The organism is Gimesia sp. (assembly GCF_048260065.1).
Classification (GTDB): Bacteria; Planctomycetota; Planctomycetia; order Planctomycetales; family Planctomycetaceae; genus Gimesia.
In genome coordinates, this window is sequence record NZ_JBLXHC010000030.1 from 20,127 (window position 1) to 46,138 (window position 26,012).

Consider the following 26,012-nt stretch of genomic DNA (forward strand, 5'->3'; position numbering starts at 1 on the left):
GAACCGCTGCTATTCTGAAGCCGGATAAAAAAACAGCCCGTTTCCCTCTATCGGAAACGGGCTGTTGCTGTTTCAGAAACCTGTGTTAGTGGTTGAACAGGAATTCGCGGCTGTTGCTGATGGCCCACATCACATCCTGGTAGCCTTCCCGTTTGTTTTTGGCCGCTTTGACGATCTGATCGCAGTTCGCCAGTTCCTCTTTCGTCGGATATCGACTGAAGGCAGCCAGATACATTTCGGTAAAGACCTGATGATCGGGTACGACGGCTTTCAGTAACGCTTCGATGCGGCCGCTTTTTGAAGCCAGCTTGGTATTGATTAACTGACCGTTGGCCACCTGCAGCACCTGTGCCAGGTTCGGCTGGCTGGCACGTTCGCATTCACAGGTAATCACACGCTTGGGACGCCCCAGCGTATCCAGGAAGTACGAATTATAGTTCGGGTCAGGCAGTTCAATCGCCCGGGTCCCCTGGGGAACTCCGCTGAAACGCTCCTGCGCACCGGTCAAATCATCCAACGCATCCAGCATAACTTCCGCCGGCAGACGTTTCACATTGTAATGTGTATAGAAGCGGGTTTTCGCAACGTTCTCAGGCAGTGGCTCCGAAGAAAGCTGATAGGTGCGGGAATTCATAATCGCCCGCATCAGTTCTCTCAGGTCGTAACCCGATTCCACAAAATGATCCGCCAGAGCATTCAGCAGTTCCGGGTTGGAAGCCGGGTTCGTTTCCCGCATGTCATCAATGGGTTCAATAAATCCGGTCCCCATGTAGTAAGACCAGAAGCGGTTGACCATATTCTTGGAAAACAGACGATTCTCGGGAGAAGTAATCCAGCGTGCCAGCGGCCGACGGAAATCGCGGTAGGAAGAGGTATCGATGGGCTCACCCATCAGCGGAGTCGGCTCCATTGTTTTTTTCGTTCGTGGATGCCGAATCGATCCGCTGCTTTTCACTTTGACAATGGTATCTGCTCCCAGCGCGCCGAAATCAACACTCCCCTTATTTCCGACTCGCGTGAAGAAGGCGGCCAGACTGTAGTAGTCTTTCTGGCTGTAAACTTCGAAGGGGTGGTGGTGACACTTGGCACACTGCAGGCGAACTCCCAGGAAGATCTGCGAAGTCGCTTCTGCCAGGTCTTCCGGATTCGTGGCGATTTTAAAATAGTTGGCCGGACCGTTTTCGTAGATCGAACCCTGCGCGGTGATGATCTCATTCACGAATTCGTTCACGGGTTTGTTTTCCCGCAGTGACTGACGGATCCAGTTGGAGAAGGCCCACATGCCGCCGTCACCAACTTTATTCCGGTTGTTACGCAGCAGGTCGCCCCACTTCATGCCCCAGTAGGCACTCCATGCTTCCACATACACGTCCCGCTCCGGATCACCCGTTAATCCGAGCAACTCGTCAATCAGCTGACTCCGTTTATCGGGTGCTTTCGATGCCAGAAACGACATCACCTTTTCCGGTTTGGGCAACGTACCAATCGTATCGATGAAGGCACGACGGATGAAAACTTCATCGCTGCACAGCGGGGAAGGCTCCAGTCCCAGTTCAGTGAATCGCTGTTTGACATGCTCATCGATGAAGTTGTTCGGCTTGAATCCAGCCAGATCGACTTCATTCTTATAAGGTGAAATAACCGTCGAAATTTTTGCCTGGCCCATGTAACGCACCATGACGGCGGTCTGACCAGCTCCCACGATTTCCACTTTCCCCCGCGGTGTTACCGTCGCGATATTTTCAATCAGGCTGTCGTATTGAGCCCGCGCGGTGACATCCTGTGTCGAGCCATCGCTGTATTCCGCGACGACACGCAACTGCTGCACGTCCCCCTGCTGGTAACGGCGCGACATGGGAGTCAACTGCATTCCGACGACCGTCGGTTCCTTATCGTCAATCTCAGTGACCGCTTCTGAGATCCAGGTTTTCAGAATGCGATATTCATAAGAGTCTTTTGCGAATCGACGTCCGCCACCGTGTGCAATTGCCATGGAGGCCTTCTGCAGAATCAGACTGTTTTCCGGCTGCAGAATCGAAATACGCCGCTGCCTGTCATCACGGGCCATTTCCGGATAATCCTGTTCGGGAGCATATCCAAACAGTGACAGCTTAAAGCCCCCCTTACCAAACTGGCTGGCATGACAGCCCCCCAGACTGCAACCCCCTTTATTTAAAACGGGGACGACATCTTTCACGAAGCTGGCATTCTTTCCATTCGCGCGAGGTTTGACTTCCACAGAAATTTCTGATTTCTGCCCGGCATGTGTAACTTCAATCTTTCCCTTACCGAAAGCCAGCGGACGAACGAGTCCCTCCGCATTCACTTCCAGCACATCAGGAGTCAGGCTGGTAAAGGTCGACTGATGCGTCAGATCGCCTGTGATCTTGCCATTCGCTTCGACAGGCACCTGGATCTGGAAATAATCCAGCAGGCCTTCGAGTACGATCTGTTGCGGCGAGACATTCAGTTTTGTCTCTGCAGCGTGAGAGAGATTCTGCAACGACACTACCGCAACGAACAATGTGAGAAACAGGATTCGATGTGACATCTGATTTCGTTTCACAAATAATTTCCAGTCGAACATGAGATCAACTTTCTTGAGGGGGCCGGACTTCATCGGAGGAGGATTCCTGAAGCAGTGAATCGTACTCGCAGAACAAAACACGACGCCGCTGAAAAACCTTTTACAGGTGGGATGGCAGGTTGAGTGTGGAATCAGGTGGGAGTTAATGGCTTAACATAAAACGCCATTTATACTTAAATATACTAAAAAATGATGGAAAAGCAAAAAAAACTCTGCACTTTCATCATTTTTTTCCTTCATAAGCCAGCAACGGCAGGAAAGCCACAAAACTACATTACTGTACGGAAAAGTCCCCTGCTCACTTCATTTTATCGCTATAGATTAATACGATCAAGAAGTGATTCTGGGGGATGCGAAAATCCAACTTATTAATTTCGGGCCGGAAAGCCGATTTAATGTTTGCCTACCTTACATAAACGGTTACAATTATGATAGTTACTTAATAAATCAACAACCCTGACGAAACATCCCTCCCTCATAAATTCCTGTAACACCAGGAACCTGCCACACCAAAGGAGTTTCCAATGCTGAAGCTATTCCCGCAAAAGGTTTCGAACTGCGAAACCGGAAGTCGCCGACAATTTCTGTTAGAAGTTGGTGCGCTGAGTGCGTTTGGAGTCACTCTCGATTCACTGCTGCGTGGACAGGCTCGTGCTTCTGAAAGTGAGTCTGCAGCGCTGACGGATCCTTCTAACGATACCAACTGTATTCTGATCTGGACTCGAGGTGGTACCAGCCATCACGACACCTTCGATCCCAAGCCGAACGCCTCCGCTGATATACGTGGCGACTTTTCCCCCATCAGCACTGCCCTGCCCGGTTATCAGTTTACCGATCAGCTGCCACTGTTTGCGAAACACGCCAAAGAGTTTTCCATCATGCGGAATCTGAATCCGCAGAACGGTGCTCACTCAACGGCTGATGCATTCATGTTGTCCGGTCATAAATTCAATCCTTCGGTGACGTACCCCTGCTATGGAGCAGTGGTGGCGAAAACCAAAGGATTCAAAACGAACATCCCCCCCCACATTCAGATCGGCAACAATGTTGACCGTCGCTTTAATGGTGGACTGGGTGGTTACCTGGGACTGCAGTACAACCCGTTTGAAATTCCCGGCGATCCCAACGCGAAGAATTTCACCGTGCGTGATATCTCTCCGCCATCGGGAATCACCATCGATCGCATGAAACGCCGTCAACAGGCCCTGAGTGCCATTGATACGCTGCAGCGTCAGGCAGACCGCAATCAGAATGCGTTCGAAGCATCTGACTCCCACTATCAGAACGCGTTCAGCATGATCACTTCCGCTGATACCCAGAAAGCGTTCGACCTGAGTCAGGAATCAGATAAGACTCGTGACGACTACGGTCGGCATTACCTGGGTCAAAGCTGTCTGCTGGCCCGTCGTCTGATTGAATCGGGTTCCCGTTTTGTTACTGTCAGCAGTGGCGGCTGGGATACTCACACCAACAACTTCAAATCGCTGCGTGGTTCACTGCCTCCGTTTGACCGGGCTTTGACAACACTGGTCCTGGACCTCAAACAGCGTGGCATGCTGAATAACACACTGGTCGTCTGGCTGACCGACTTCGGACGGACCCCGGTGATCAACTCTGCCGCCGGTCGTGACCACTGGTCAACCGCTTCCACCATGATGATGATCGGTGCGGGCACTCCTGCCGGTCAGGTGATCGGTGCCACCGATGACACCGGTTCCCGTCCCGTCGGAAAAGAGTATTACCCCGCCGACGTCGCTGCGACGATTTACACAAAACTGGGTGTGAACCTGGATCATTACTTTGTTTCACCGGAAGACGGTCGCCCCCTGATCGTCTGCGAAGGACAACCGATTCCGGAGCTGATGGGTTAATTCCCGGCGGCTTCACTCATCCCAAAACCAACAGTGACAGCCCCTGGGAACGTATGAGTTCCAAGGGGCGTCCCTGTTTTACAGCACTCCTATTGATCTAATCAGGACATTCGATGCGCTGCTTACTTTATTCTCTGCTGACCGTTGCCTGCTTCGTCATCACTCCCGCGCACCTCAAAGCCGCCGATGACAAGAAGACGCCGCCCCCTGCAAAAATCGGGTTCCGTCAACTGGTGACATTCAAACCCGTGGCTGTCCAGCAGGGGGACAAACGGAAAATTCAGTTGCACTCCAGTTACACGCTGGACAACACCCACTCTGTCTTTTTCGATCAGCCCGGCATCAAGATGACCTTTGCGGAAACGAAGCACAAAGACGCACCGCGCCGTGGCCGTGGTTCCGTAGGAACTCCGTTTGATTTTGAAATCGAAGTCCCCAAAGATCAGGCCGCCCGCATTTACGAATGCCGGGTCGCGACAGATCAGGCAGTCTCCAGTGTCACTCACCTGCTGGTCACCCCCTATCCGGTGATCGAAGAAGTGGAAAAGAAAGATAACAACACATTTGATACTGCCCAGGAAATCACGGTTCCCGCAGCCGTCTGCGGAATCGTCGAGAGATCCGAAGACATGGACTGCTTCAAATTCAAAGGGAAAAAAGGACAGCAGATCACCCTGGAAGTCTATGCTCAGCGTGTGACAGAAGCGATTCATACCATGCAGACTTCCAACGTGTACCTGATGGATTCGATCCTGACCCTGTACGGTCCGCAGAAACAGATCATCGCCCAGAACGACAACTTCATTAAATCGGATTCCCTGATTTCCTTCACTCTGCCTACTGACGGCGACTATGTTTTTGAAATCCGGGATACCCGTTATGTGGGCACCGGGAAATATGCGTACTGCGTTGAGATCAGCGATGGTCCCTATGTGACGCATACGATGCCGCTGGCCGTGCAAAAAGGGAAAGCAGCGGAAGTCGCTCTTGCAGGTTACGCGTTACAGGGACACAACAAAGCCAGCTTCTCCGCGAAAGAGGCCAAAGAGACAGGCTGGGCCAAACGGACTTTTGAAACACCGGCCGGCAAGACCAACGCCGTCTGGACGCTGATCAGCGAGCATCCCCAGGCGGTCGCCGCTGACACGAACACCTCGATGAAAACCGCCTTCCCTCTGACATTCCCCCTGGGTGTGAGCGGCGTCATTACAGAGGCAGAGCAGACTCAGTTCTTCTCATTCAAAGCGAAAAAAAACCAGTACTATTCATTCCAGCTGATGTCGAATCGCATTGATCTGCCGCTGGACTGCGTGATGGAAGTGCTCGACTCCAAAGGCAAAGCCCAACGCGTTTATGTGAACGGTGGTGCAAACGTGGAAGCCGACGATGGACTGCAGATGAAAGACGTCGACTTCCATTTTCAGGCCCCTGCCGACGGCGAGTACTATGTCTCTCTCCGTGATCTGCACGATCGGGGCGGCGCTCGCTTTGCCTATCATCTGACGGCGGAACTGAGTGGTCCTGATTTTCAGGTCGGCGGCGAATATTATTACGCACAGATCGCACCGGGAACGAACATGATGTGGTTCGCCCGCGTCAAACGTCTGAATGGTTTTGACGGCCCGATTGAAATGAACATTGAAGGTCTCCCCAAAGGCGTCACCTTTGAACCAGTGACACTTCCCGCCGGCGTCAATGACTGTGGTCTGATTCTGAAAGCAGATAAAGATGCCCCCATTAACGCTTCTCTGGTCAAAATCACCGGCAAAGCCAAAGTCAAAGGCCCGGACGGCAAAGAGCAGGAACTGGTCCGCGAAGGACGCATCACCTGCGAAATTCAGTCGCGTGGTGGCGGACAGGCACGCTGGCCGATCAACACCTCGATCGTAGGCGTCACAAAACCTCTGGATATCCTGGAAGTGACCGCCACCCCCAGTGAAATCGTCTTGAAGCCCGGCGAATCTGCCGAGATCAAAGTGAAGGTCAAACGCAGCGAAGCGTATAAAGACCCCATCGTACTGGCGACCGCGTTTGAATATTTCAATTCGAAATTCGGGCTGCAGTTGCCACCCGGCGTCACGCTTTCCAAGAAAAGCAAAACCCGGTTGACCGGCGATACACTGGAAGGGACATTGATCATTGAAGCTTCCAAAAAAGCGACACCCGTCAAACGCTTCCCGTTCGCAGCCATGGCGCGCGTGGGCATTACATTTTCAATTACCACCAACTACGCATCGAACGTGATTTATCTGACGATCACCGATGAGGATGGCAAAGACAAGCTGGCGAAAAAATAGGGATCGACTTCAACCCCTCTCTCCCCTATTCTGGAAGCTAGACTGTGTCCAGTTTTACTGTAGCGTCTCCAGGTCCATTGGGACCGAGTCAATTAGATTGACAGACGCTATGGTTAATTGTGACACGCTCTAGAAGTTCCTTCCTGCGCAGAAAGTCTGTTATGACCTGGAGAGATTTGACATTTTCGCATTCACTGTTAAGTCGCAGCTCTCTCCTGCGCACGATGATCTGCTGCCTGTGTCTTAGCTGCCTGTCTGCTGGCAAGCCGGTTTCTGCTCAGAGCGCTGCTAAAGACGAAAAAACAGCCCCCCCTCTGTATGAATTCACGTTTACGGATGACCAGAACCGGGAACAGACAATCGAAGCAGCCCAGATCCTGCAGGCTCAGGACGGCGGTGTGGTGATGCTAACCCGCGATGGCCGCCTGTTGACGGCAACTCCCGAGCAACTCAAAAGCAAACGCGCTCTGGATCGCGAATTCAAACCCCTGGATGCCGACGAGCTGGAAAAACAGCTCAAAGCGGAATTCGGCGATGACTTCACTGTCACACAGACCAAACATTTCACGATCTGCAGCCAGGCAGGCAAACGTTATTCACAGTGGTGCGGTTTTCTGTTCGAACGACTCTATATGGTCCTGCATAATTACTGGGATGATAAAGCCCATCCCCTGCATGAACCCGAAGTCCCTTTAATCGCAGTCATCTTCAAGGATCGTGCCAACTTCGAACAGTACGCGAGTCAGATCCTGGGTGACGGTGCGGCTGCCACACACGGATTTTATTCGATTCAATCCAACCGGATGGTGCTCTACGATCTGACCGCGGCTCCGAATGAACGTCCGGCTTACACCGATGCCGACATTCTGTTCAAACTGCGAAAGTCGCCGTTCAATGTCGCCACCGTCATCCATGAATGCACACATCAGATCGCCTTCAATGTGGGTCTGCATACCCGCTTCGCCGACAATCCGCTCTGGCTGACCGAAGGCATGGCGACGTATTTTGAAACCCCTGACCTCAAAAGCAAGACCGGCTGGCGCACCGTCGGCAAACCGAATCCGTGGCGACTGAGACAGTTTCAGGATTATGCACGCACCCGCAGACCAGCCGACTCGCTGCAGACACTGATCTCTTCAGACCAGCGGTTTCAGAATGCCGAGACCATCCTCGATACGTATGCGGAAGCGTGGGCCTTTTCTTACTTCCTGATTAAAACCAGACGCCGGCAGTATGAAGAGTATCTGCACCTGATCGCGGCCCGGAAGCCTTTGATCTGGTCGACACCGGAACAACGGCTCAAAGACTTTCAGTCCGTCTTTGGCGAGGACCTGAACCAGCTCGATCAGCAATTTCTCAGATACATGCGACAAATCAGCCGTTAAATGCAATTTTTCTCTTTGCAGTTTCTCTGTTTCCCAGTATCGTGCGCATACGCTGTTTGAAGTCAGCGACGTTTCCCGACGCGCAGACCGGACGTCACGAACAGAAAATATCAATCCGCAAAGGGCATCTTTCATGTCAACTCCCCTGCAACCATCGGATGAGCAAGCCAAGGTCATCACAGGCTGCCTGCTGCTGCTGTCCATCATCGCGCTGGCAGGAGTCTTTTATATCACCCAGGCGGTTCTGATTCCGTTTGTGATTGCCATCTTCATCGCCACCATTGTGACGCCCCTCGTCGACCTGCTGGTATTGAAATGGAAACTGCCTCAAATCATCGCGATATCACTGACGCTGCTGCTGGTCTTATCGTTCGGCTTTCTCTTATGCCTGACCCTGATTTATTCGACACAGCAGGTGATTTACAAAGCAGAAAATCAATACAGCGAAAAGTTCGGCATCTTTATCAACTCTGCCTTTGAAGCTGCTAAAGAGGCCGATGATCTCCCCCTCCCCAAACTGGAAAAAGAGATCAAAGAACTTGAGCCGGAAGACGTCGATCCGAAAGAAGAGACTTTGAAGACACCAGCCCCGGCAGACGCTGAGACAGCAGAACCAGTGGCTGCCGAAAAACCCGAGACCGGCTGGTTCCAGAAAATGGGGATCGACCTGGATTCGCTCAAAAAAGCGACCATTGATTACATGAAAGACTCATTGAAATCGATCGCCGTCAGTACCATGCAGTCGGCGCTCAATTTTACAACGACCTCCTTTTTTGTGGCGGTTTTCGTCATCTTTCTGCTGGCGGGACGCGACCCGAATGCGGTCGTCAAAAATGTAATCTACTGCGAGATCGAACAGAAAATTCGCAGTTATATTTCGACAAAGCTGGTACTGTCACTGATTACCGGCATTCTGGTCGGCGTGACATTAAAACTGTTTGGACTGGAACTGGCACTGGTGTTTGCGATTCTGACCTTTCTGCTGAACTTCATTCCGTCCGTCGGTTCGGTGATCGCAACTCTGCTGCCGATCCCGGTTGCCTTTGCCCAGTTCTCAGACAGTCCCTGGGTAATAGCCGGCGTGATCCTGATTCCCGGCGCGATTCAAATGGCCATCGGGAACGGCATCGAACCAAAACTGATGGGCGAAGGCCTGCAACTGCACCCGGTAACGGTCCTGCTGGCCCTCTCCTTCTGGACCCTGCTCTGGGGCCCGATCGGCGCAATTCTGGCGGTCCCCATTACTGCTGCTATTCGGATCGTCCTGATGCGATTTGAATCCGGACGAATGGCAGGCAACCTGCTGGCCGGTATTCTGCCCGGTGAATCGGCGTCGGTAGCGTGAGAACGGTGAGTTTTTCTTACTTGATTTTCTACCACGAAAAACACGAAACCACACGAAAGTAAAACGAGTGGTGGGAGTAGAATTAACCGTAGAATGGACTGATTAGCCACAGAGCGTTAGCTCCGGTTGTCTCCCACTCTGCAGTAACCGCGACTAATGCCGTACGGGCCATGTAAAAGAAAGGGTAGCCTCGGATAAAATCCGGGGTTGTCGCAGACAACAGGAAACTGTCAGAGTAATCGCACAACCCTGTTTCAAGTTTCCTACCTGCCCTGAAGTAGGGGCGGCTTGCTTCTTAGGGAAGAGTGAGTAGCAATGAGAACGAAACAAGGCAAACCAGATAAATGTAAATATTGCGATTCAACTCGGATTATCCCCGGAGTTAATGGGTCTCCATCGGATAACGAAATTTATACCCTCAAATTACAAGATAAAATTGCCCTTATAGGATGTTTTGAAATAATTAAAGGGTGTGCAATATGGGCCTGTGCAGATTGTGGTGAATGGGTTCAAGACGAAGCCTATCTTTATGATGAATCGAACAGTGAACTCATACAGGCTTATGAAGATGCGGTTAAAAACGCCGTTGACAATCTTGAGGTGCTAAGTGAAACGGAAATGAGAAAACTGATTGGTTTTCGTTTCTTACGTTCATACTCACGGGAATATCTGGATGATAGAATTTTCGAGCTAGTGAAGACTACAGAATCATTTTTAATTAAGACCGCTGACGGTACAAAACATGAGTTTGTCAGTAATTCCCTCATTCCCATCGACTATTTTGGAATGATGGACGATTACCTTGGCGAAGAAGGCACAATAGAGTTTGCAGTTTGGATCAACAAGAAAGAACTTGAGGCGGTTGCAACTCGGGTCGCCTCTGGCAAAATCCAGGTAAAACAAAAAGATATCGCCAGCTCTGAAGGACAGAGTCCGTGAGAAAGCGATCAGCAACATGGAGAGCGTACCGAACTAAAATACGTAACCGGGCCGAGCGCAGCGAGCAGGAGGTCACAGCTGACCCGTTCGTTCCAGTACCAGATGTCCTATACTCCCCCGGCACGGCCGGACGAGCCGGACCGTGGCACACGGGAACCCTGCTTGAATATGGGAAACATACTTTTTTTATATCAACCGTCCGTGTGCCACCGCTCGGCTTGACCGACGGTGCTGCTGCGACATCAAAGAAACACAACCGGAGTTGCCGCTCAATATACGGTCATGGTATTCGAAACATCTGTTCCCGGGCCGACGTCGATGTCGCCGGAAACCAGGTTGTCGGTGATTTGAATCTGCTGGCCACCGGTGACGCGGATCGCGAAGTTTTTCTCCCCTTCGGTGATCAGACAGTCGGAGATGCGGGACTGCTTGACGTTTGAGAGCAGAATGCCGCCGTTCTGACACTGGCGGATCGAACAGTTCGTGATGTTCATTCGCGCGCAGTTTTCCAGAATCAGACCCGCGGCAACATTCCGGGTCGCCAGGATATTCAACGCGTTGAGTGTGCAGTCGGTGCAGTCTTTGAAAACGTTCGCATCTTTGGTTTTTGCCCGGTAATCAGGATTGCGGTCGAGCAGATTAGAGCCGAGAACGATGTGCGAGCAGTCTTCCACCAGCAGATTGTGTTCATATGCCTGCCAGAGTGTATTGCCGGTAATCGTGATGCCCCGGGCATGCTGGAGGTGAATGTTGACGGCGACATCACTCATCGAATTGTCGGCAATCGCGAAGTTCCCGACCTTGCGCGGATCTTCGGGACCGTTGCCGATAAAGCGGACGTTAGCAGAGTCGGGTGCATCATTCGTGTGTTGAATCGTGCAGCCGAAGATGGCACCTTCCCGCAGTGAGCCTTTGGAAATGTCGAACAGGATATTGGCGGTGGGCTGTGTGTCCTGTCCCATATTTCCTTCAATGTCGCAGTTACCGATCTGGATGTTGCGGATTTCACTCCCCCGGACGACGATGCCCCCCTGCTTGTTGTAGCTGATATGCGAATCGGAAATGTTGATCTGATGCAGATTCAGATTCTCCAGATAAATGCCGACCCCTTCATTTTCGTAGAGATGACAGTCATCAATGGAGACGTTCCGGTTGCGTTCGTAAAGATGAATTCCATGCAGGGCCTTGCGTACCACCAGCCTTGTGATGGTGATCTGCATGGTCTTTGAGGCTGCCACGCCGATCGCTTCGGGATGTTTGCCGACGATTTCGATACCGTCGATCATCGGTGTGCGTTCCTGATCCCAGACGACGGGCTGCACGGTTTTGGGACTCGCCGTTCCATTGTGGGTGCCTACAAAATGGAATGCGGGGCCGGCTCCTTCCATCAGAATCGTTGCGGTGCCATCACCGGAAATCGAAGTTGGGCCGACTTTGTTCAAATCGATGACCACCGGTTTGGTGAAGCGATATTGCCCCGAAGGAAATCGCAGCGAGCCGACCGAAGCATCGACCATCTTCTGAATGGCGGCGGAGTCATCCGTTTTTCCATCCCCGGTGGCTCCCATATCTAATACGGTTTTGCCCGCTTTGAGCGAAGCGGCAGCGGACGGTTCAGTCGTCTGAGACTGCGAAGTTGCGGGAGGAATCAGGTACAGGCCCGCCAGTATCACGGCAACCAAACACACGGGAACGAGGCTTCTGGATTTCATGGGAACGGCTTTCCATCGGGAGAAGTTCAGGTGGGAATTCGCAGGCACTGAAACCAGCGCATTACTTAACGTTGCTTAAAAAGCATCTCTGAGTCTAAGCAAGAAGGGAAGGAGGTTCAACGGCTGCGGGAAGAAATTTGCGTGAGGCAGCGCGTGACAGATTCAGCATCGCTTTGTAACTACTGATGGTACACAGGTCGGGGTTCATCGCCGGTGATGATTTTGAGATAACTCTGATAGCGCTGGCGGGAAATGAAATCATGGGCGACGGCACGTTTTACGCCACAGTCGGCTTCATGTGTGTGCGAGCAATCCGGGAAACGGCACTGCGTCACAAAGGGGATAAAGTCGCGAAAGAATCCTTCCACTTCTTCGGGAATCACATCCCATAACTCCAGCTGACGAATGCCGGGGGTATCGACCACCCAGCCACCGGAAGCGATTTCAAGCAGTACGGCAGAACGGGTGGTGTGACGTCCTTTGCGGTTTTCCTGGCTGATCGTGGCTGTCTCCAGCGAAAGCCGTTCGTCGATCTGGTTGAGCAGCGATGATTTCCCTACACCACTCTGACCGGAAAAAACGCTCTGCTTCCCTTTGAGCAGGGATCGCAGACGTGGAATGCCGGTTCCTTCGGTGACGCTGGTCAGGACGATATCGTACCCCATCTGAGCATACACGCCGATCAGAGGCTGGAAGGCGACCGGGTCGACCAGATCGATTTTGTTGATGCAGATGATGGAGTGGATGTTCCCTTTTTCCGAACTGATCAGGAAGCGGTCAATCAGTGAAGGCTTCAGGGGCGGATCGTCGGCGGAGACCACAATGACGGCCTGATCGATATTACTGACGAGGATGTGTTCGCGGCGTTTACTGCCACGCGAAAGATAGGAGCGGCGCGGTTCAACGCGTTCGATGACCGCCTGGTGTTCATCCCCTTCCGGGCGAATCAGTACATGATCGCCGGCCACGACCGCGTTACGGTCATCACGGGACATGGTTCTCACGAGTCTTCGGACGGTGCATTCATAGCGGTTGCCATCTTCTACCTGTACGACCGAGTTCAGACCCTGCGAACGGATCACGCGGCCTGACAGGCAGTTCGTTTCGTCGATGTCGATGACGATCTCGGTGCCGTCTTCCGTTTCCTGTTCGACGCCCATGACGGTGCGATGGCGGGTCAGATCCCCTTTGCCCGTCAGTCGCTCGGAAGCATCCCCGTACTGCGAGTCAACCTGCTCATCCATCTGGTGGCTGGCGAGTTTATTATTCCGGACCTTTTTCTGGCGGTTCTTTTTGAACGCCACCCGGATTTTTTTGCCTTTTTTCTTAGCCACTACAGTTCTGGTTCCCGCATTGTCTGATCATAAATTACGCTGAACCATCCTGCTCGTCATCCGGATCGGTGAGAAATTTCAATCCGAGTTCGTCGTCCGTCATCTGGGATTCGTCTTCCGGCAGCTCGATTTTGGATGGTTTCCTGGCCGGCGGTGCCATCGGGCGTTCCGGCCGTTTTTCCCGTTTGACCAGGCCCGCTTTTTCCATCAGGCTCATCTCGAACGGATTTTCTTCTTCCGGCGGCGGTTCATCGGACTGGGGGGTGTAGTTGATTTCGTACTCGTGTTTGGCAATTGAGAGTTTATCTCCCGGCAGCAGCCACTTCATATCGCAGCGGTCACCGTTGACTTTGATCCCGTTGCGGCTGTTCATATCACGAACCCGCCAGTAGCCGTTCAGGAATTCCAGCTGGCAGTGATGCGAAGAGATATTGGGAAACTGCAGCGTGATGTCACATTTGCTGCGGCGACCAATCAATAACACTTCAGACAGCAGCGGGATCGGATCTCCGCCTCCACACGGGTTGAGTTCACCTAACATTCTGACTTCCTGGCGCCTCTGTTATGTATTGTTTACCAAAAGATCATGAATTGCCCGCATGACTTTAATCTATACCGCTGGCCACACATTATAAAGTCTTTCTCTTGAGAAAAGTCAGATTTTGGGGATAGTTCAAGGGGACTCCTTACTTTATACTGGAGTCTTCAATAGCGGGAGTCGGCTGAGTGGTCGCTGCGGGTTCTCCGGAATCCGTGGAGGAAAGTCCGGGCTCCACAGGGCACGGTGGTGGGTAACGCCCACCGTCCGCGAGGACAGGGAAAGTGCAACAGAAAGTAAACCGCCCGGCCGGTACTCCGGCCAGGTAAGGGTGAAACGGTGCGGTAAGAGCGCACCAGCAGACCGGGTGACCGGTCTGGCTCGGTAAACCCCACCGGGTGCAAGACCAAGCAGGGAGCAGTTCTGGTTCGCCAGGACACGGATCGGCCCGATCCGTTACGACTTCCGGGTCGGTCGCGCGAGGCAGCAGGCAACTGCTGTCCCAGATAAATGGCCACTCTCGACATAACCCGGCTTACAGGCTTGCTCCCGCTTATTGATTTCCCCTCCGCAACCCTCAAAGACATCACTTCGAACACACAGTAAAATACACACTGTTGTCATATTGATTGTAACAAATTCTACAATATTGCACTTTTGACAACACCTCAAATCATTTCTACGACAGTTAAATAATTTTTATCTCCTTATATCACATACACTTAGAATCATTCCACATTTTTATGGCACGCCATCTGCTTTAATACTCTTTCATCAACAACAAGTGAAACAGTTGAAAACCAAAAAAGCCACTTTTAAAAAATCCAAAACCATTAAAGGAGATAATGATGAAAAACTTCACACTCGCAATCGCAGCTATGGCAGCCGTAACTTTGATCAGCAGCACTTCTTTTGCAGCGACTCCGTTCTGCGGCACCAGCAGCTACTACAATTCAAAATATGACACACGTTACAATTCCACAGCCAGCCGAAACTGGAATGACAACTACTATTCAAGCTACAAAAACAGCTATCTGAATAACCGTCCGTTGTTTACTCCGTACAATCCTGCTGTGAATCGTTACAACAGTTCCTATACCGGCCTGTTCAATACTTACCGGCCTGTGACGAACTACACTTCGTCTTACTACAACAGTAAGTACAACAACTACAAGTACGACTACAATCGTCACGATCGCTTTGACCATGATCGACATGACCGACATGATCACGACCGATACGATTACAAAGACAACTGGCGTCACAATCGCTAGGACGAATTAAAAGAGGTAAACCTTCCTTCTCTGGTCGGGCCTAACCCGGCCAGGGGTTTTTAATAAATCAAGCATGCGAAACGGACCCGCACCACTCTGGTTGCGGGTCCGTTTTTTGTTGATTGAATCAGCAGCAGAAAGACTCGTTTAAGCTGCCAGCCTCCCCCCTCTCTCTCTGTCGAACCGATTAATATGGCAACGTGGAAATCGACAAGCTTTCGCGCGGGTAATAATGAATCGTTCCGTTTTCGGTTCCCACAAACAGGTCCACCACACCCCGACCGAAGTCCACCGGCGCGGGTGAGCAGGAATGAATTCCCAGGCCGATCCGCGTTCCCTCAAAATCGAGCTGCTTGATATAGTCAAACACCGGCTTCTCATTCGTGCCGATGTTCCGCAAAAACAGAACGGACGCCTGACGCGTCAATAAATAACCGCTGGGCAGATACGTTGACTTCGATGCCGGGAAAGACAGTCCACGCGAAGCACCGATCAACAGATCGATCTTCCCGTCCTGATCCCAGTCATGGGCAACCAGCTTGGCCCGCCCGGTCTGGCCGGCGGCTTCATCTACATTGGCGGTGATCGGCGAACCATCCTTGAGTGTCAATAATTCGCCGCGCGCCACATTTTGATTATCGATCCGCCAGAATCGCCTTAACAGGTTCTGCTCATCCAATGCAATCAGACAGATCTGCCCCGGCTTGCCCCAGTCTGTAATCGCAGGTTGACATCGCCACGCCAGGTGCATCTGCAGGCCATCACAGTAGAGGGGCTTCGGTTCCGAAAACGCGACACCGGATTCCGCTGGTTCCTGCAGCAGCACCATGTAGTCAGCCATGATGCTGTTGAGAATGACGTCCGGTCGCCCGTCGCCGTTCCAGTCATACAGCGTCGGACAGGTGTAGCCCCACATTCCCTCTCCGGGCCCCTGAATCGAACCGCGATAACCGGCTTTAATATCCAGCGTTTTGCCTCCCACAGCGGGCTCCGCGGGCTGCGCGAACTCCACTCGCTCCTGATCACCGATGTTTTTGACAAACAGCAGTTGCCCCGCATCATTGCCGACGATCAGATCGATCAGGCCATCGCCGTCCACATCCCCCGGACTGATGACAGGCAGTTCTCCCAGACAGAGGTGCGCGTCTTCTCTCATCACGGCACGAACAGGATCATAAATCGGCGAGCCATTCGGCGCGAACTGCCCCGAGCAGGGATAGAACCAGACGCGCCCGGTATCACCGACAATCAGATTGGAGAGCCCCGTTTCAGGATCGACGACGGCACACAGATTCGCATTAATCACAGGATGCCGCAACCCGACCTGCTCTCGATCGTTGACCAGCTTATACGGCGAGAGACTGCCCGTCTGCGGATCAATTTCAAAGTAGCGGAACACGCCCATTTTATCGCTGGTCACCAGTGCCGGCGGGTGATCTGCTCCCGCATTGACAATCGCCATACCTCCCAAATTAAACAGAAATTCTCCCGGCCCCTGTCCCGCGCGGGAGACGGCTTCCACTTTTTTCAGATCGAGTGAATCGAATCTGGCGTGATACAACTGACGACGCGAAATCGTACCGCGCCAGAAACCGGCACCATCGTAAGGCATATACGATGCCGCATGGTGATCCCCCTCAGGGCGGTAAGTGCTGCCGTCGCCGATCGAAAGATAGACATTGAAATGTCCCTGTGCGTCAATGAAGCCCGCCAGTGCCCGCCCCATGCCGCCAGGCAGATCGAGTTCCGGCGAAAGCGCCTGTTGCTGGAATTCTTTTTTCTCACGATCAAACCTGCAGAGACGAACTTTTTTCCCGGCGGCAAACAGGCCGTAAATCGTTTTATCGGGGCCCGTAAGAATCGTCCCGTTCAACGCGGAACCGGTGATTTTGACCGGCTTCCCATAACCGGGTACGCCACTGATACTGAATCCTCGAAACGGAAACAGTCTGTCGGGAAACACAAACAGATCATAAGGACCTGAACCGAACACATCGGCGGTACCCACGACAACAGAGCGATAATCTTCGCCCCTCCCGAGTTGCCCGTATTCGACTTTGGGGGAAACGGGAACCGGATGCGCGGGACGAAAGTATCCCGGGCTGCGGGAGTCGGACTGCTTCGGTTCATCACCTGCTGTTGATTTCAGTCCGTGACACAAGACTGTGAAAGTGACTAACAGGAGCGCGCATGACAGCATGCATTTTGATTTCCACAGCATAAGAAGTTCCTTGAGCGTCTCTGGTTTTCAATTACCTGGTTTGCAGGTCAAAGCTGATATCGTTCTCCCCCGGTTTGACTTCAGCCTTCAGAATCGAGTTCTTTCGATATTTTTCAGGCACCACTTCCTTCACCTTAGGCGCCTCCGGATCGGAATCATCAGTGGGAGGAGTATTGATGGTGACCGTATGCGAGCCCACCTTGGCCCCCATGGTAGGATACACATACATCAACTCATACTTGCCGTTCTCGTCGGTCAGAGCCTGCGAGCCCCGCCCTTCCTCTGGGGTGTATTGAACCAGAACCCCGACGAGAGGCGAACTGTCCAGCGTGACCAGCCCTTTCACTTCGGCCAGCTCCGGTTGATCATCCGGGCGGGAACTGCATGCGGTTATGAAGAGTCCCGACAGAAAAACGAACAGAACGGTTTTCAAACTTTTTCTCATAGTTGCGCCTGCTATGATTCGAATTGTATTCGTGAGAGATGAATTGTGAGCAGAAAGCCAGTGCAGCAGATTTCTGCAACACTGGCTTCGTTCCTTACTCCATATTTGCAACCTTGCCATCGTTACCCGTGGCGATCGCAGACAGCTTATCCTGGTCCATATTCTCACTGATGAACTGAACCCGTCCGTCAATGAACAGGAAGTGCGCGCCGCCGGCATGCTGGCTGGCAAACGCATTGACAGAGCCGCCATTCACGGCATAAGACGAGCCGGTTGGCGCCAGCTGTCCAACAACATTGGCTGCGCGAACATCAGGGGCAATCCCGACCCAGACGGCTCCATAGTATTCACCTGCCACTTGCGACGTTAAAGTGCCGTCTATATCGCGTCGGTATTTTTCGCCAATCGCGAAAGTGTTGCTCGATCCATCAATGAAGTCGCGCAGACGCGTCACGAATTTTGTCCCGTCGACAAAAATCGCTTTGAAGCCTGTCGTCGAATCAACTCCGGTCCAGTCGATGCCGGCGACACCTGCATAGTTCGATTTGGCATGGCCGCCGGAAACACGCCCCGGGTTAATCGTCGGATCGGTGGCCGTCGGACACATGAAGACCGGAATAGGTGTCTTTTGCAGATCGGCGCTGCCCACAGTCGCCGCGGCCTGAGCTCCTGTCGGAACGCTGCACACCGCCTGCTTCACCTGGCCGACGCCCAGCTGATCATACAGATTCGCCTGATCGATGAACGGCAGAATAAACGCTCCCCAGCCCCAGCCGTTATTGGAAGAATCCACAACCGAGCAGCTGTTGTTCGGATCTCCACAGTATCCGGGAGGGAAGACGCGATGTGTTTCATGGTAATTGTGAATTGCCAGACCCAGCTGCTTCAGATTGTTTTTGCAGGTACTGCGTCGGGCGGCTTCCCGCGCCTGTTGAACTGCAGGTAACAGAAGCGCAATCAGAATGGCGATGATAGCAATCACCACCAGTAACTCAATCAGGGTAAAGCCACGAACTCTGACGTGATGACGTTGCATGAGACTCGTCCTTTCGCATTCTAGAAATGCATGTCAAGCAGAAGCGAAGGAATGCTGAATCGCAAAGAATGGAGCTCTCGATCTCGCCTGGACGCTTCTGCCAGAATCAAGGCAAGTAGTGAGCCATAATTAAAGTCTATAGACTTTAGCGCGCAGTTCAAAGAAAAATTTTTGAAAATTTTTTGGCTAATCTATACACTTTGTCACTTCATGACTTCCTGTGATAAAATCATATTATTAGCAGAGAACACCTTATAACAGACGTTTCAGCCAGAGAAACTCAACGGACTTTTCCGCCTCTGACAGTCTGACGCAGTAAAAAATGTGAACAAAAAAACTATTAACAGACATCAATGACAGTATCATGGGTGACAATGAAAAGTTTGATAGTCTAGTGCTGACAGGAAATACTGGATTCAGCCAGCTCAGGTTTAGAAAATAAATGCGAAAGCCGACGTCAGAGAAGAATCAGTCCGAGATCGCTTATGAGGTATTGCGACAGAAACTGTTAAACAGAGAATTTGCACCGGGCGCCCGCATCCGCTACGGCCCGCTGGGAGACGAGATCGGCATGAGTGCCACACCGGTGCGCGAAGCCATCGGGCGACTGGCCAGCGAAGGACTGATCGAACTGGTGCCTCAACTGGGAGCCGTCGTCAAGCGGCCGACTCTGAGGGACACAACCGAACTCTACGAGATGCGGGAAGCCATCGAACCGTATGCCGCCGCCAAGGCTTCGCAGCTGATTTCTGCCCGGCAGTTAAAGTCCCTGCAGTCCACCATCGATACGATGAAAAAACTGCATGATGCGATGACAGCGGGTAAGAAGCAGGGGCAGGATATCGCGGTCCGGTTTGACAAGTCTGATCTGAAGTTTCACCAGACGATCATGAACGCGGTCAATAACCAGCGCATGCTGACCGTGATTGGCGACTTTCATCTGCTGACCGAGATCATCGGCGCGGCGCGGCACAGTTACAGCATCGAAGTTCTGGAGATGACCATTGCCGACCACACGGCGATCTTCGAGGGACTCACCAGCCGTGACCCGGAAATGACCCGCAAAGCCATGACGGTTCATATTCAGAACAGCCGCGAACTCACATTAAGTCGGCTGCAGGATGAATGTCCGCAATAAACGCGGTTCTCACCAGGACTCACAATCCATAAAAAAAGACTCCGGGCAAATTTGCTCGAAGTCTTTTTTACGGAATGCCCAAGAGAGGATTCGAACCTCCACATCCATTACAGATACTAGAACCTGAATCTAGCGCGTCTGCCAATTCCGCCACTTGGGCTTAATCGTATCCTGTTCTGTATTATTGACTTACATCATAAACACATCAACCGTGGGGGACAGAATTTATGGCTGAGAAACCGAAATGAAACTTTCGGATCTGCCCTGCCTCACGGTGGGGAAGCAGGTATATTATAGACTTTGGTCCCCTATTTCCAGTGATAAGACTCGCAAAAATGCGACAACATCCCGCAGAATATGCAGCAGGAACCGGTTATAAGGCTCAAACCCCTGTCGGATTCCGCCACATCGGAGTCATTCCGGGATCCGCTTCTGCCAGACCATACCGGGCACGCGGAGCCGATCGTTAAATGTGCCCTGCCATTCGACTTCCAGTCCGCCCCGTTCCAGTTCTTCCCGCACGATGTTCCCGATTTCGACCCCTTTTGTCTCCTCATCCTTAGAATCAACGGGACCAAAGGCCAGATAGAGGGGCAAACCATCCACTACACGTTCCAGATCCTGATTATGGTAGAAGCAGTAACCGATCACCGTTTCCGGCTGGGGGTGTTCTTCCAGGTAGACCTGAAAGATCTCATGCCCGTCGGTTTGTGTATTGCCGGCATTCTGGATGGTGATCAGCCCCCGCTTTTCCATACGGTCAAATGCCTGATCCAGACGATCGCAGTCGGTCACAGCAGGCCAGTTTTTCTGCGCCGCGCGGTGGGCTGCCAGTCGCTCATCGATGGCAGCTGAGACCAGGGTTTCGTCCAGGTCACCCGGAGCATACATCTCTTCACAGAAGACGCGCATCAGATCGGCTTTGTCATAGAGACCCGAGCGGACCAGCCAGTCCATTTCTTTGAGTACTTCCGCATCCAGAGTCATCTGAGATCCCTTGTGTTTGAGAACCGGAACTTTCAGCAGTCGTTTTTTCTCAACCGGCGACGGTGTGACAGTCGTCTGATCCTGCGACTGATCACAACCGGACGGGAGCAGACAGAAGATGAGCAACACGTTCGCATATTTCATGACTGCTTTTCTTTGCCTGTGATCTGCTGCTCGTGCTTCAGGACCCAGTGGTACTGCTCGGGAGTATCCGGCACCGGAACACGTCGCTGTTTAGAAATCAGTTCGAATGCCTGCGATGTTGTCAGGCCATGCTGCAGCAGAATACCCGCCGCCGTCATCCCGGCCCGCCCGATGCCCGCACGGCAATGCACGACCGTATGACTTCCCTTCAGAATACCCTGATACAGGGTCCGTGTGAAGTCCGCAAAGGCGGCTGCTGACTCAGGCAGACAACGGTCCGCTATAGGAAACGAGCTAAACTGCATGCCATGCTTTTCTGCCAGTTGAGGTTCCTCTTCCAGACCGATCTCGATGGCTTCCTGATCTTCGAGCAGCGAAACCACGTGTGAAATCCCCAGCCGCGCGATCCCGACGAATTCATCATCGATCCATTCCCCGGGAACCGGCCGGGCCATCACAGAGAGCGAGCCCGCGCCGATCGTCTGGATGAGGTATATAGTGGGTTGAAACATATAACTGACTTTCGACTTTTCAGACTAATCGATTACGGTCCGGATTACATCCGGTGCGATATGATCTTCATTTAAATTTCACAGGCAGTGTTACCCATGTGTCCGAACGTGTGTTGACGGTGTGACCGGTCTTTACATCAAGCTGAGCGGTGGCACACGGACGGTTGATACAAAAGTATGTTTCCCATATTCGAGCAGGGTTTCCGTGTGCCACGGTCCGGCTCGTCCGGCCGTGCCGTGAGAGGTTGGGAACCCGATGCTTGAACGAACGGGGGAACTGCGACCTCCTGCTCGCTGCGCTCGGCCCGAATTATATTCGGGCCCACCCATTTTTACTTTCGTGTGGTTTCGTGTTTTTCGTGGTAGAAAATTCCAGTTCGAACGTTTCATCAGTTTCCTTCGTGGTGTGAAACTGGTCTACACGAATTCTCTGATACATGTACCATCGTTGGTCATGGTGCCGAAGATGGTGCCCAAGCGGTCGGTGTATTTGAATTCTGTTTTTTCCATAATGTCAAATCACTATTGCTGGCAGAGACAAGAAAATGACCACACCATGAGAAGCCACAGGCTATCAGAGGATCTGAATCAATGATGCAACAATGGCTGGCCGCACCTTCGATCAATGGCGACTGATAGTCAGAGCAGAAGTATAACTCATAAACGGGCCAGAATGCTGAAAGCATTTCTATACTTTCTCCAAACTGATTTCTCCATGGCAATCCACCACCGTTGATACCACAGGTCTGGATCCATTCGGAAGCAAGGGGGCCAATCCCCTGACATAACTGCAGCTGCGGCTTGAACCAGTCATCCATCTCATCATAATTCCGGGCTACTTTTTCGCCTGTCTGACAATCGATCACGACCCGTCCCTGCGATGAAATCACAAGGAGATGGGGACTGCTTTGGGAAAAGCCCAGATCGGTTAACCCGCCCACAGCGATGCTGGTCACTCTTTCCCAGCCGTCGGGAGATTCCGCCTCGCGAATCTGATTGAGCAGTGCGATGAGCCGTTCTCCGTTGGAATCTTGTTTTTTAAAAAAGATCATCGTGCACCTCTGGTTTTCATCGGCTTCTCAACACTGTTTTCAATCAACTTTCTCAAACTCGCGAATTCATATCTGTGTGTCAGCTATTTTTGTTTTTTCGAAATCAGGTACTGCAGAAAAGAGCCGATGCCGGCGAATTTATATTTGGGGTCGACATATTTTTCGATGACGTAAAACATAAAGTAATACAGGCGGGCGGCGGACCAGATCACGAGCAGCAGTAACAATGCTATCTGCCACGAACGAGTCCGGGCAATGATCAACCCCGCGGCAAACAGCAGGATCACCAGAAACAGAAAACCTTTGAGATAGATCAGACGATTGCTTTTAAGATCGGCCATGAGTTTAGCATTGTGCAACGGGAGTAAATGGGGTCGAGACCGGTTGAATACGAATCCCTGCATAACATTTTAAAATCATGGTGACAGATTCTCATGCATTACTTATACTGAAATCTGGTTCAGGTAAGAATTTCTTTTGATTCTGAGGCTGTGCATGAAGCTGTCAAATCGTGTGTTGAACCGAATCTCCCCTGCTCTGGTTCTGGTGTGCGGGCTGACTGGTGTCTGCCTGGATTCCGTTGCTGCCGAAGAGGCGCAGCCGGAACCCGCCGTCAAAACTGCTGTTGATCAGAAAGCAAAGCAGCAGAAGTATGAAGCGATGTTGTACGAGTTGGGGGCGTTTCCGGTCCGCCGGCTCAGGAGCGTGCATCAGGATCCGAGAAACCCTGGGCATATTACTTCCCTAACCCCCCACAGAATTGAATTCAATGGCTGGCTCTATCCCGATGTCGTTCGTAGAAATGGGTATTTGAACGAGTCGGAAAAAGCACGCTATGGTATTCCGAAAGCGGCGCTCCCCTTCGAACGCTATCTTTCTTTTCTAGATATTGAAACCTATGAGCAGACGAAAGATCCGCTGTTGGAGATTGTCATTCAATTTACGTTTGATGAGTTATATGATCGCAACGTAAAGAGTGAACATCCCGGCGATCTTCTGAAGGCCTACTATCCCAGTGAGAAATGGGATTTTTATTTTCTGAGGCAGCTTAAAAAAGAACCATTCTCCGGACCTGTTGCGGCCAGACTTTATCAACGGTATCGGGCTCGGGTTGTTTTGCGATTTCTGACACCACCAGAGTCCGGTCAGGATGAATATCTTGCGTCTCTAAAGCGGCTGTTGACGGAACCTGGATTAAATGCCAGCTACCGCCATGTCGCTTTTTCACTGCTCTATCAGTGGGATCAGGGACAATATCGCGCTGAATACCGGAAATTTCTGATCCAAAGTACTGAGCAGGCTCCCGAATGGCCAGACCGTAGCCGCATGAATCGAGCGCTGCTGGAGTTTGGCGGCGAGGACTGCTTTGCGGTTGTCCGGCGGAGCCTGGTGAATGATCCCATTTATGAAGTGCGAACGGGGATCCTCGACGATCTGCAGGAGCTCAAACTCACACACCATTTCCTGGATGAAATTCAACTGCTGGTGCTGGAAAAGGGAAAGCAGTGCCGATGTGCTTACGTGTTTGGAAACGAAGGGCCGGGAAAGAATGACGGGGAGACCGAGCTGTCACGGACTTTACGAAATCTGTTGCTGGTGGCGCGTCAGCAGCAGGGTCTTTCCGAAGCGTCGGAACAGAAAATCCAGAACTCCCTCCAGAGCCTGCACACGATGAAGCTGAAGCGGATTCGGCGTCCGCTGCGCACCACTGGTGGAATAAGTCCACCGGCTCAGGAATTGTGAGTCTGCCCTGCAGTTTGGCTGCGATATCTCTCGATCACAGTTGGCAAGCCAACTGTACCATCCTGCCGATGACAGTAAAGGAATACGATGACTGATGTTGAAAATGATCCCCCCTGCAATTGTCCTGATCTTGTGTCTCACAGGTGTCTGCCTGGATTCCGTTGCTGCCGAAGAGGCACAGTCGGAACCCGCCATCAAAACTGCTGTTGATCAGAAATCAGAGCAGCAGGAGTATGAAGCGATCTTGTATGAACTGGGATCATTTCCGGTGCGTCGGCTGACAGAGCCTTATCAAAACAATGGGCATCCGGGCGAAGTTTACTTCATGGGTCATCGGATCGATGTGCATGGCTGGCTGCCCCCCTTAAGAGCGACTCAATATTTGACCCGGACTGAGCGAAAAGCGAATCAGCTTCCCCGGAAACAACTCCGTTATGAGCGCTATGTGGCTTTCCTGGATGTGAAGACTTACCAGCAGTCGAGGGACCCGCTGCTGTTTGCGATCCTGCGATTCACACTGGATGAAATGCAGCGGTCTCAGCTGGAAATCAAACAGCCAGAAGATCTGCTGCAGGTGTATCATGCCCGGATTGGGTTGGAAGAAGCGGTGCTCAAGGCATTGCAGGGACGGGGGCTTACCGGCCCGATGGTGGCTGACCTGTATCGACAGTATGGGGACCCCGTGCTGTTGCGTTATCTGACGCCGCCCACCAGAGGGGCGCAGGAATACAGGGCATTTCTGGAACAACTGCTGAAAGATCAGTCGATTGAAGCTGCCCTGCGATTTGTGGTTTATACCCAACTGTACCAGGCGGACCGGCAGAAATACCTTGCAGGCTATAAAGCGTTTATTTCGGATCATATCGAGCAGCTGCCGGACTGGCGCGATCGCAAAAACATGAACACAGCCTTGAGCGCGATCGGTGATGCAGAGTCAATCGAGATCATGAACCGGAGTCTGCTGAATGATCCGGTCGCGGAGGTTCGTGAATGGATCCTGGTTGTCGAGCAGCTGGATCGAAAGCGGGTGCAACCCGCTGTGATTGATACGCTTCTGCAAATCGCAGAGGGAAAAGGGAAGCCGTGTCAGCATGTTTTACCGACTTGTTTCAAGATCCCTGAGCAGGGAACGGAGCTGCGCCCCTTTTTATTCGCCTGGCTGGACTGGGCCCGGGAGCAACCGAATCTGGCGCAGGAGACACAGCAGAAGATTGAGCGGGTACTGCAGGTGCTTTGAGGCAAGGCGAGCTGTGATGAAGGTGCATCACAGATTACATGAGTGTTACCCATGTCTCCGAACGTGTGTGCTAAGGTCCGGCTCGTCCGGCCGTGCCCGGAAAGAAGAGGACACTCGGTACAGAATTGAACGCGGCATCTGCGACCTCCTGCTCGCTACGCTCGGCCCGAATTATATTCGGGCTTATCTATGAAGAGCATCTTGTCAAGTGGTTT

General features: G+C 52.2%; 20 protein-coding genes, 1 tRNA gene and 1 other RNA gene. 10 read left to right on the top strand and 12 right to left on the bottom strand.

The features are described 5' to 3' along the window. Positions 1-85 precede the first annotated feature (85 nt). Positions 86-2,620, bottom strand: coding sequence for a DUF1553 domain-containing protein (locus ACN0YN_RS29800; protein ID WP_417388530.1), 2,535 nt, complete (start codon positions 2,618-2,620; stop codon positions 86-88). A 491-nt stretch (positions 2,621-3,111) separates the two neighbouring features. Between ACN0YN_RS29800 and ACN0YN_RS29805 the strand changes: the two genes are divergently transcribed. From ACN0YN_RS29805 to ACN0YN_RS29825, 5 genes are all read left to right on the top strand, one after another. Next, positions 3,112-4,458, top strand: coding sequence for a DUF1501 domain-containing protein (locus tag ACN0YN_RS29805; protein ID WP_417388531.1), 1,347 nt, complete (start codon positions 3,112-3,114; stop codon positions 4,456-4,458). A 113-nt stretch (positions 4,459-4,571) separates the two neighbouring features. Continuing rightward, positions 4,572-6,755, top strand: a complete 2,184-nt coding sequence (locus ACN0YN_RS29810; protein WP_417388532.1) for a hypothetical protein — start codon at positions 4,572-4,574, stop codon at positions 6,753-6,755. A 161-nt stretch (positions 6,756-6,916) separates the two neighbouring features. Then, positions 6,917-8,140: a DUF1570 domain-containing protein gene (locus ACN0YN_RS29815; RefSeq protein WP_417388533.1), complete on the top strand. Its 1,224-nt coding sequence runs from the start codon at positions 6,917-6,919 to the stop codon at positions 8,138-8,140. A 133-nt stretch (positions 8,141-8,273) separates the two neighbouring features. Beyond that, the gene (locus ACN0YN_RS29820) at positions 8,274-9,485 is read left to right on the top strand and encodes an AI-2E family transporter (protein ID WP_417388534.1); all 1,212 of its coding nucleotides are present in this window, start codon (positions 8,274-8,276) and stop codon (positions 9,483-9,485) included. 315 nt (positions 9,486-9,800) lie between these two features. After that, entirely contained in the window at positions 9,801-10,424 is a 624-nt protein-coding gene (locus ACN0YN_RS29825; protein WP_417388535.1) for a hypothetical protein, read from the top strand. A gap of 269 nt (positions 10,425-10,693) precedes the next feature. On the opposite strand, the gene ACN0YN_RS29830 is transcribed toward ACN0YN_RS29825, so the two are convergent. The 3 genes from ACN0YN_RS29830 to ACN0YN_RS29840 form a co-directional block, all read right to left on the bottom strand. Then, on the bottom strand, positions 10,694-12,136 hold the full coding sequence (locus ACN0YN_RS29830; RefSeq protein ID WP_417388536.1) for a right-handed parallel beta-helix repeat-containing protein: 1,443 nt from the start codon (positions 12,134-12,136) through the stop codon (positions 10,694-10,696). A 179-nt stretch (positions 12,137-12,315) separates the two neighbouring features. Next, the gene (rsgA, locus tag ACN0YN_RS29835) at positions 12,316-13,470 is read right to left on the bottom strand and encodes a ribosome small subunit-dependent GTPase A (protein WP_417388537.1); all 1,155 of its coding nucleotides are present in this window, start codon (positions 13,468-13,470) and stop codon (positions 12,316-12,318) included. A 34-nt stretch (positions 13,471-13,504) separates the two neighbouring features. Further along, entirely contained in the window at positions 13,505-14,011 is a 507-nt protein-coding gene (locus ACN0YN_RS29840; protein ID WP_417388538.1) for an FHA domain-containing protein, read from the bottom strand. A gap of 173 nt (positions 14,012-14,184) precedes the next feature. On the opposite strand from ACN0YN_RS29840, the gene rnpB reads away from it, so the two are divergent. Both rnpB and ACN0YN_RS29850 read left to right on the top strand, forming a co-directional pair. After that, an RNA gene (gene rnpB, locus ACN0YN_RS29845) (RNase P RNA component class A) lies at positions 14,185-14,562 on the top strand. Between the two features lie 294 nt (positions 14,563-14,856). Then, a complete protein-coding gene (locus ACN0YN_RS29850) occupies positions 14,857-15,282 on the top strand; it encodes a hypothetical protein (protein ID WP_417388539.1) in 426 nt (141 codons plus the stop codon). A 187-nt stretch (positions 15,283-15,469) separates the two neighbouring features. Here ACN0YN_RS29850 and ACN0YN_RS29855 read toward each other — a convergent pair whose 3' ends face one another. The 3 genes from ACN0YN_RS29855 to ACN0YN_RS29865 form a co-directional block, all read right to left on the bottom strand. Next, complete coding sequence (locus ACN0YN_RS29855; protein ID WP_417388540.1) at positions 15,470-17,503, bottom strand: FG-GAP repeat domain-containing protein; 2,034 nt, start codon at positions 17,501-17,503, stop codon at positions 15,470-15,472. 31 nt (positions 17,504-17,534) lie between these two features. Continuing rightward, entirely contained in the window at positions 17,535-17,948 is a 414-nt protein-coding gene (locus tag ACN0YN_RS29860; RefSeq protein WP_417388541.1) for a carboxypeptidase regulatory-like domain-containing protein, read from the bottom strand. A 94-nt stretch (positions 17,949-18,042) separates the two neighbouring features. Continuing rightward, the gene (locus ACN0YN_RS29865; RefSeq protein WP_417388542.1) at positions 18,043-18,984 is read right to left on the bottom strand and encodes a DUF1559 domain-containing protein; all 942 of its coding nucleotides are present in this window, start codon (positions 18,982-18,984) and stop codon (positions 18,043-18,045) included. A gap of 442 nt (positions 18,985-19,426) precedes the next feature. Here ACN0YN_RS29865 and ACN0YN_RS29870 point away from each other — a divergent pair, with 442 nt between their 5' ends. Next, the gene (locus ACN0YN_RS29870) at positions 19,427-20,122 is read left to right on the top strand and encodes a GntR family transcriptional regulator (protein WP_417388543.1); all 696 of its coding nucleotides are present in this window, start codon (positions 19,427-19,429) and stop codon (positions 20,120-20,122) included. A gap of 75 nt (positions 20,123-20,197) precedes the next feature. Here ACN0YN_RS29870 and ACN0YN_RS29875 read toward each other — a convergent pair. The 5 genes from ACN0YN_RS29875 to ACN0YN_RS29895 all read right to left on the bottom strand — a co-directional run bounded on the left by ACN0YN_RS29875 (position 20,198) and on the right by ACN0YN_RS29895 (position 23,158). Then, positions 20,198-20,282: transfer RNA gene (locus tag ACN0YN_RS29875), tRNA-Leu, on the bottom strand. 254 nt (positions 20,283-20,536) lie between these two features. Next, a complete protein-coding gene (locus ACN0YN_RS29880; RefSeq protein WP_417388544.1) occupies positions 20,537-21,253 on the bottom strand; it encodes a DUF6891 domain-containing protein in 717 nt (238 codons plus the stop codon). Continuing rightward, entirely contained in the window at positions 21,250-21,765 is a 516-nt protein-coding gene (locus ACN0YN_RS29885) for a protein-tyrosine phosphatase family protein (RefSeq protein ID WP_417388545.1), read from the bottom strand. The genes ACN0YN_RS29880 and ACN0YN_RS29885 overlap by 4 nt, the downstream gene beginning before the upstream one ends. Before the next feature lie 452 nt (positions 21,766-22,217). Then, positions 22,218-22,817 (bottom strand): hypothetical protein, encoded by a 600-nt coding sequence (locus ACN0YN_RS29890; protein WP_417388546.1) that lies wholly within the window; start codon positions 22,815-22,817, stop codon positions 22,218-22,220. An 83-nt stretch (positions 22,818-22,900) separates the two neighbouring features. Next, positions 22,901-23,158: a hypothetical protein gene (locus ACN0YN_RS29895; RefSeq protein ID WP_417388547.1), complete on the bottom strand. Its 258-nt coding sequence runs from the start codon at positions 23,156-23,158 to the stop codon at positions 22,901-22,903. Positions 23,159-23,312: 154 nt separating this feature from the next. On the opposite strand from ACN0YN_RS29895, the gene ACN0YN_RS29900 reads away from it, so the two are divergent. Together ACN0YN_RS29900 and ACN0YN_RS29905 are read left to right on the top strand one after the other, a co-directional pair. Beyond that, a complete protein-coding gene (locus ACN0YN_RS29900) occupies positions 23,313-24,560 on the top strand; it encodes a hypothetical protein (RefSeq protein ID WP_417388548.1) in 1,248 nt (415 codons plus the stop codon). A 94-nt stretch (positions 24,561-24,654) separates the two neighbouring features. Then, the gene (locus tag ACN0YN_RS29905; protein ID WP_417388549.1) at positions 24,655-25,797 is read left to right on the top strand and encodes a hypothetical protein; all 1,143 of its coding nucleotides are present in this window, start codon (positions 24,655-24,657) and stop codon (positions 25,795-25,797) included. Positions 25,798-26,012 lie beyond the last annotated feature (215 nt).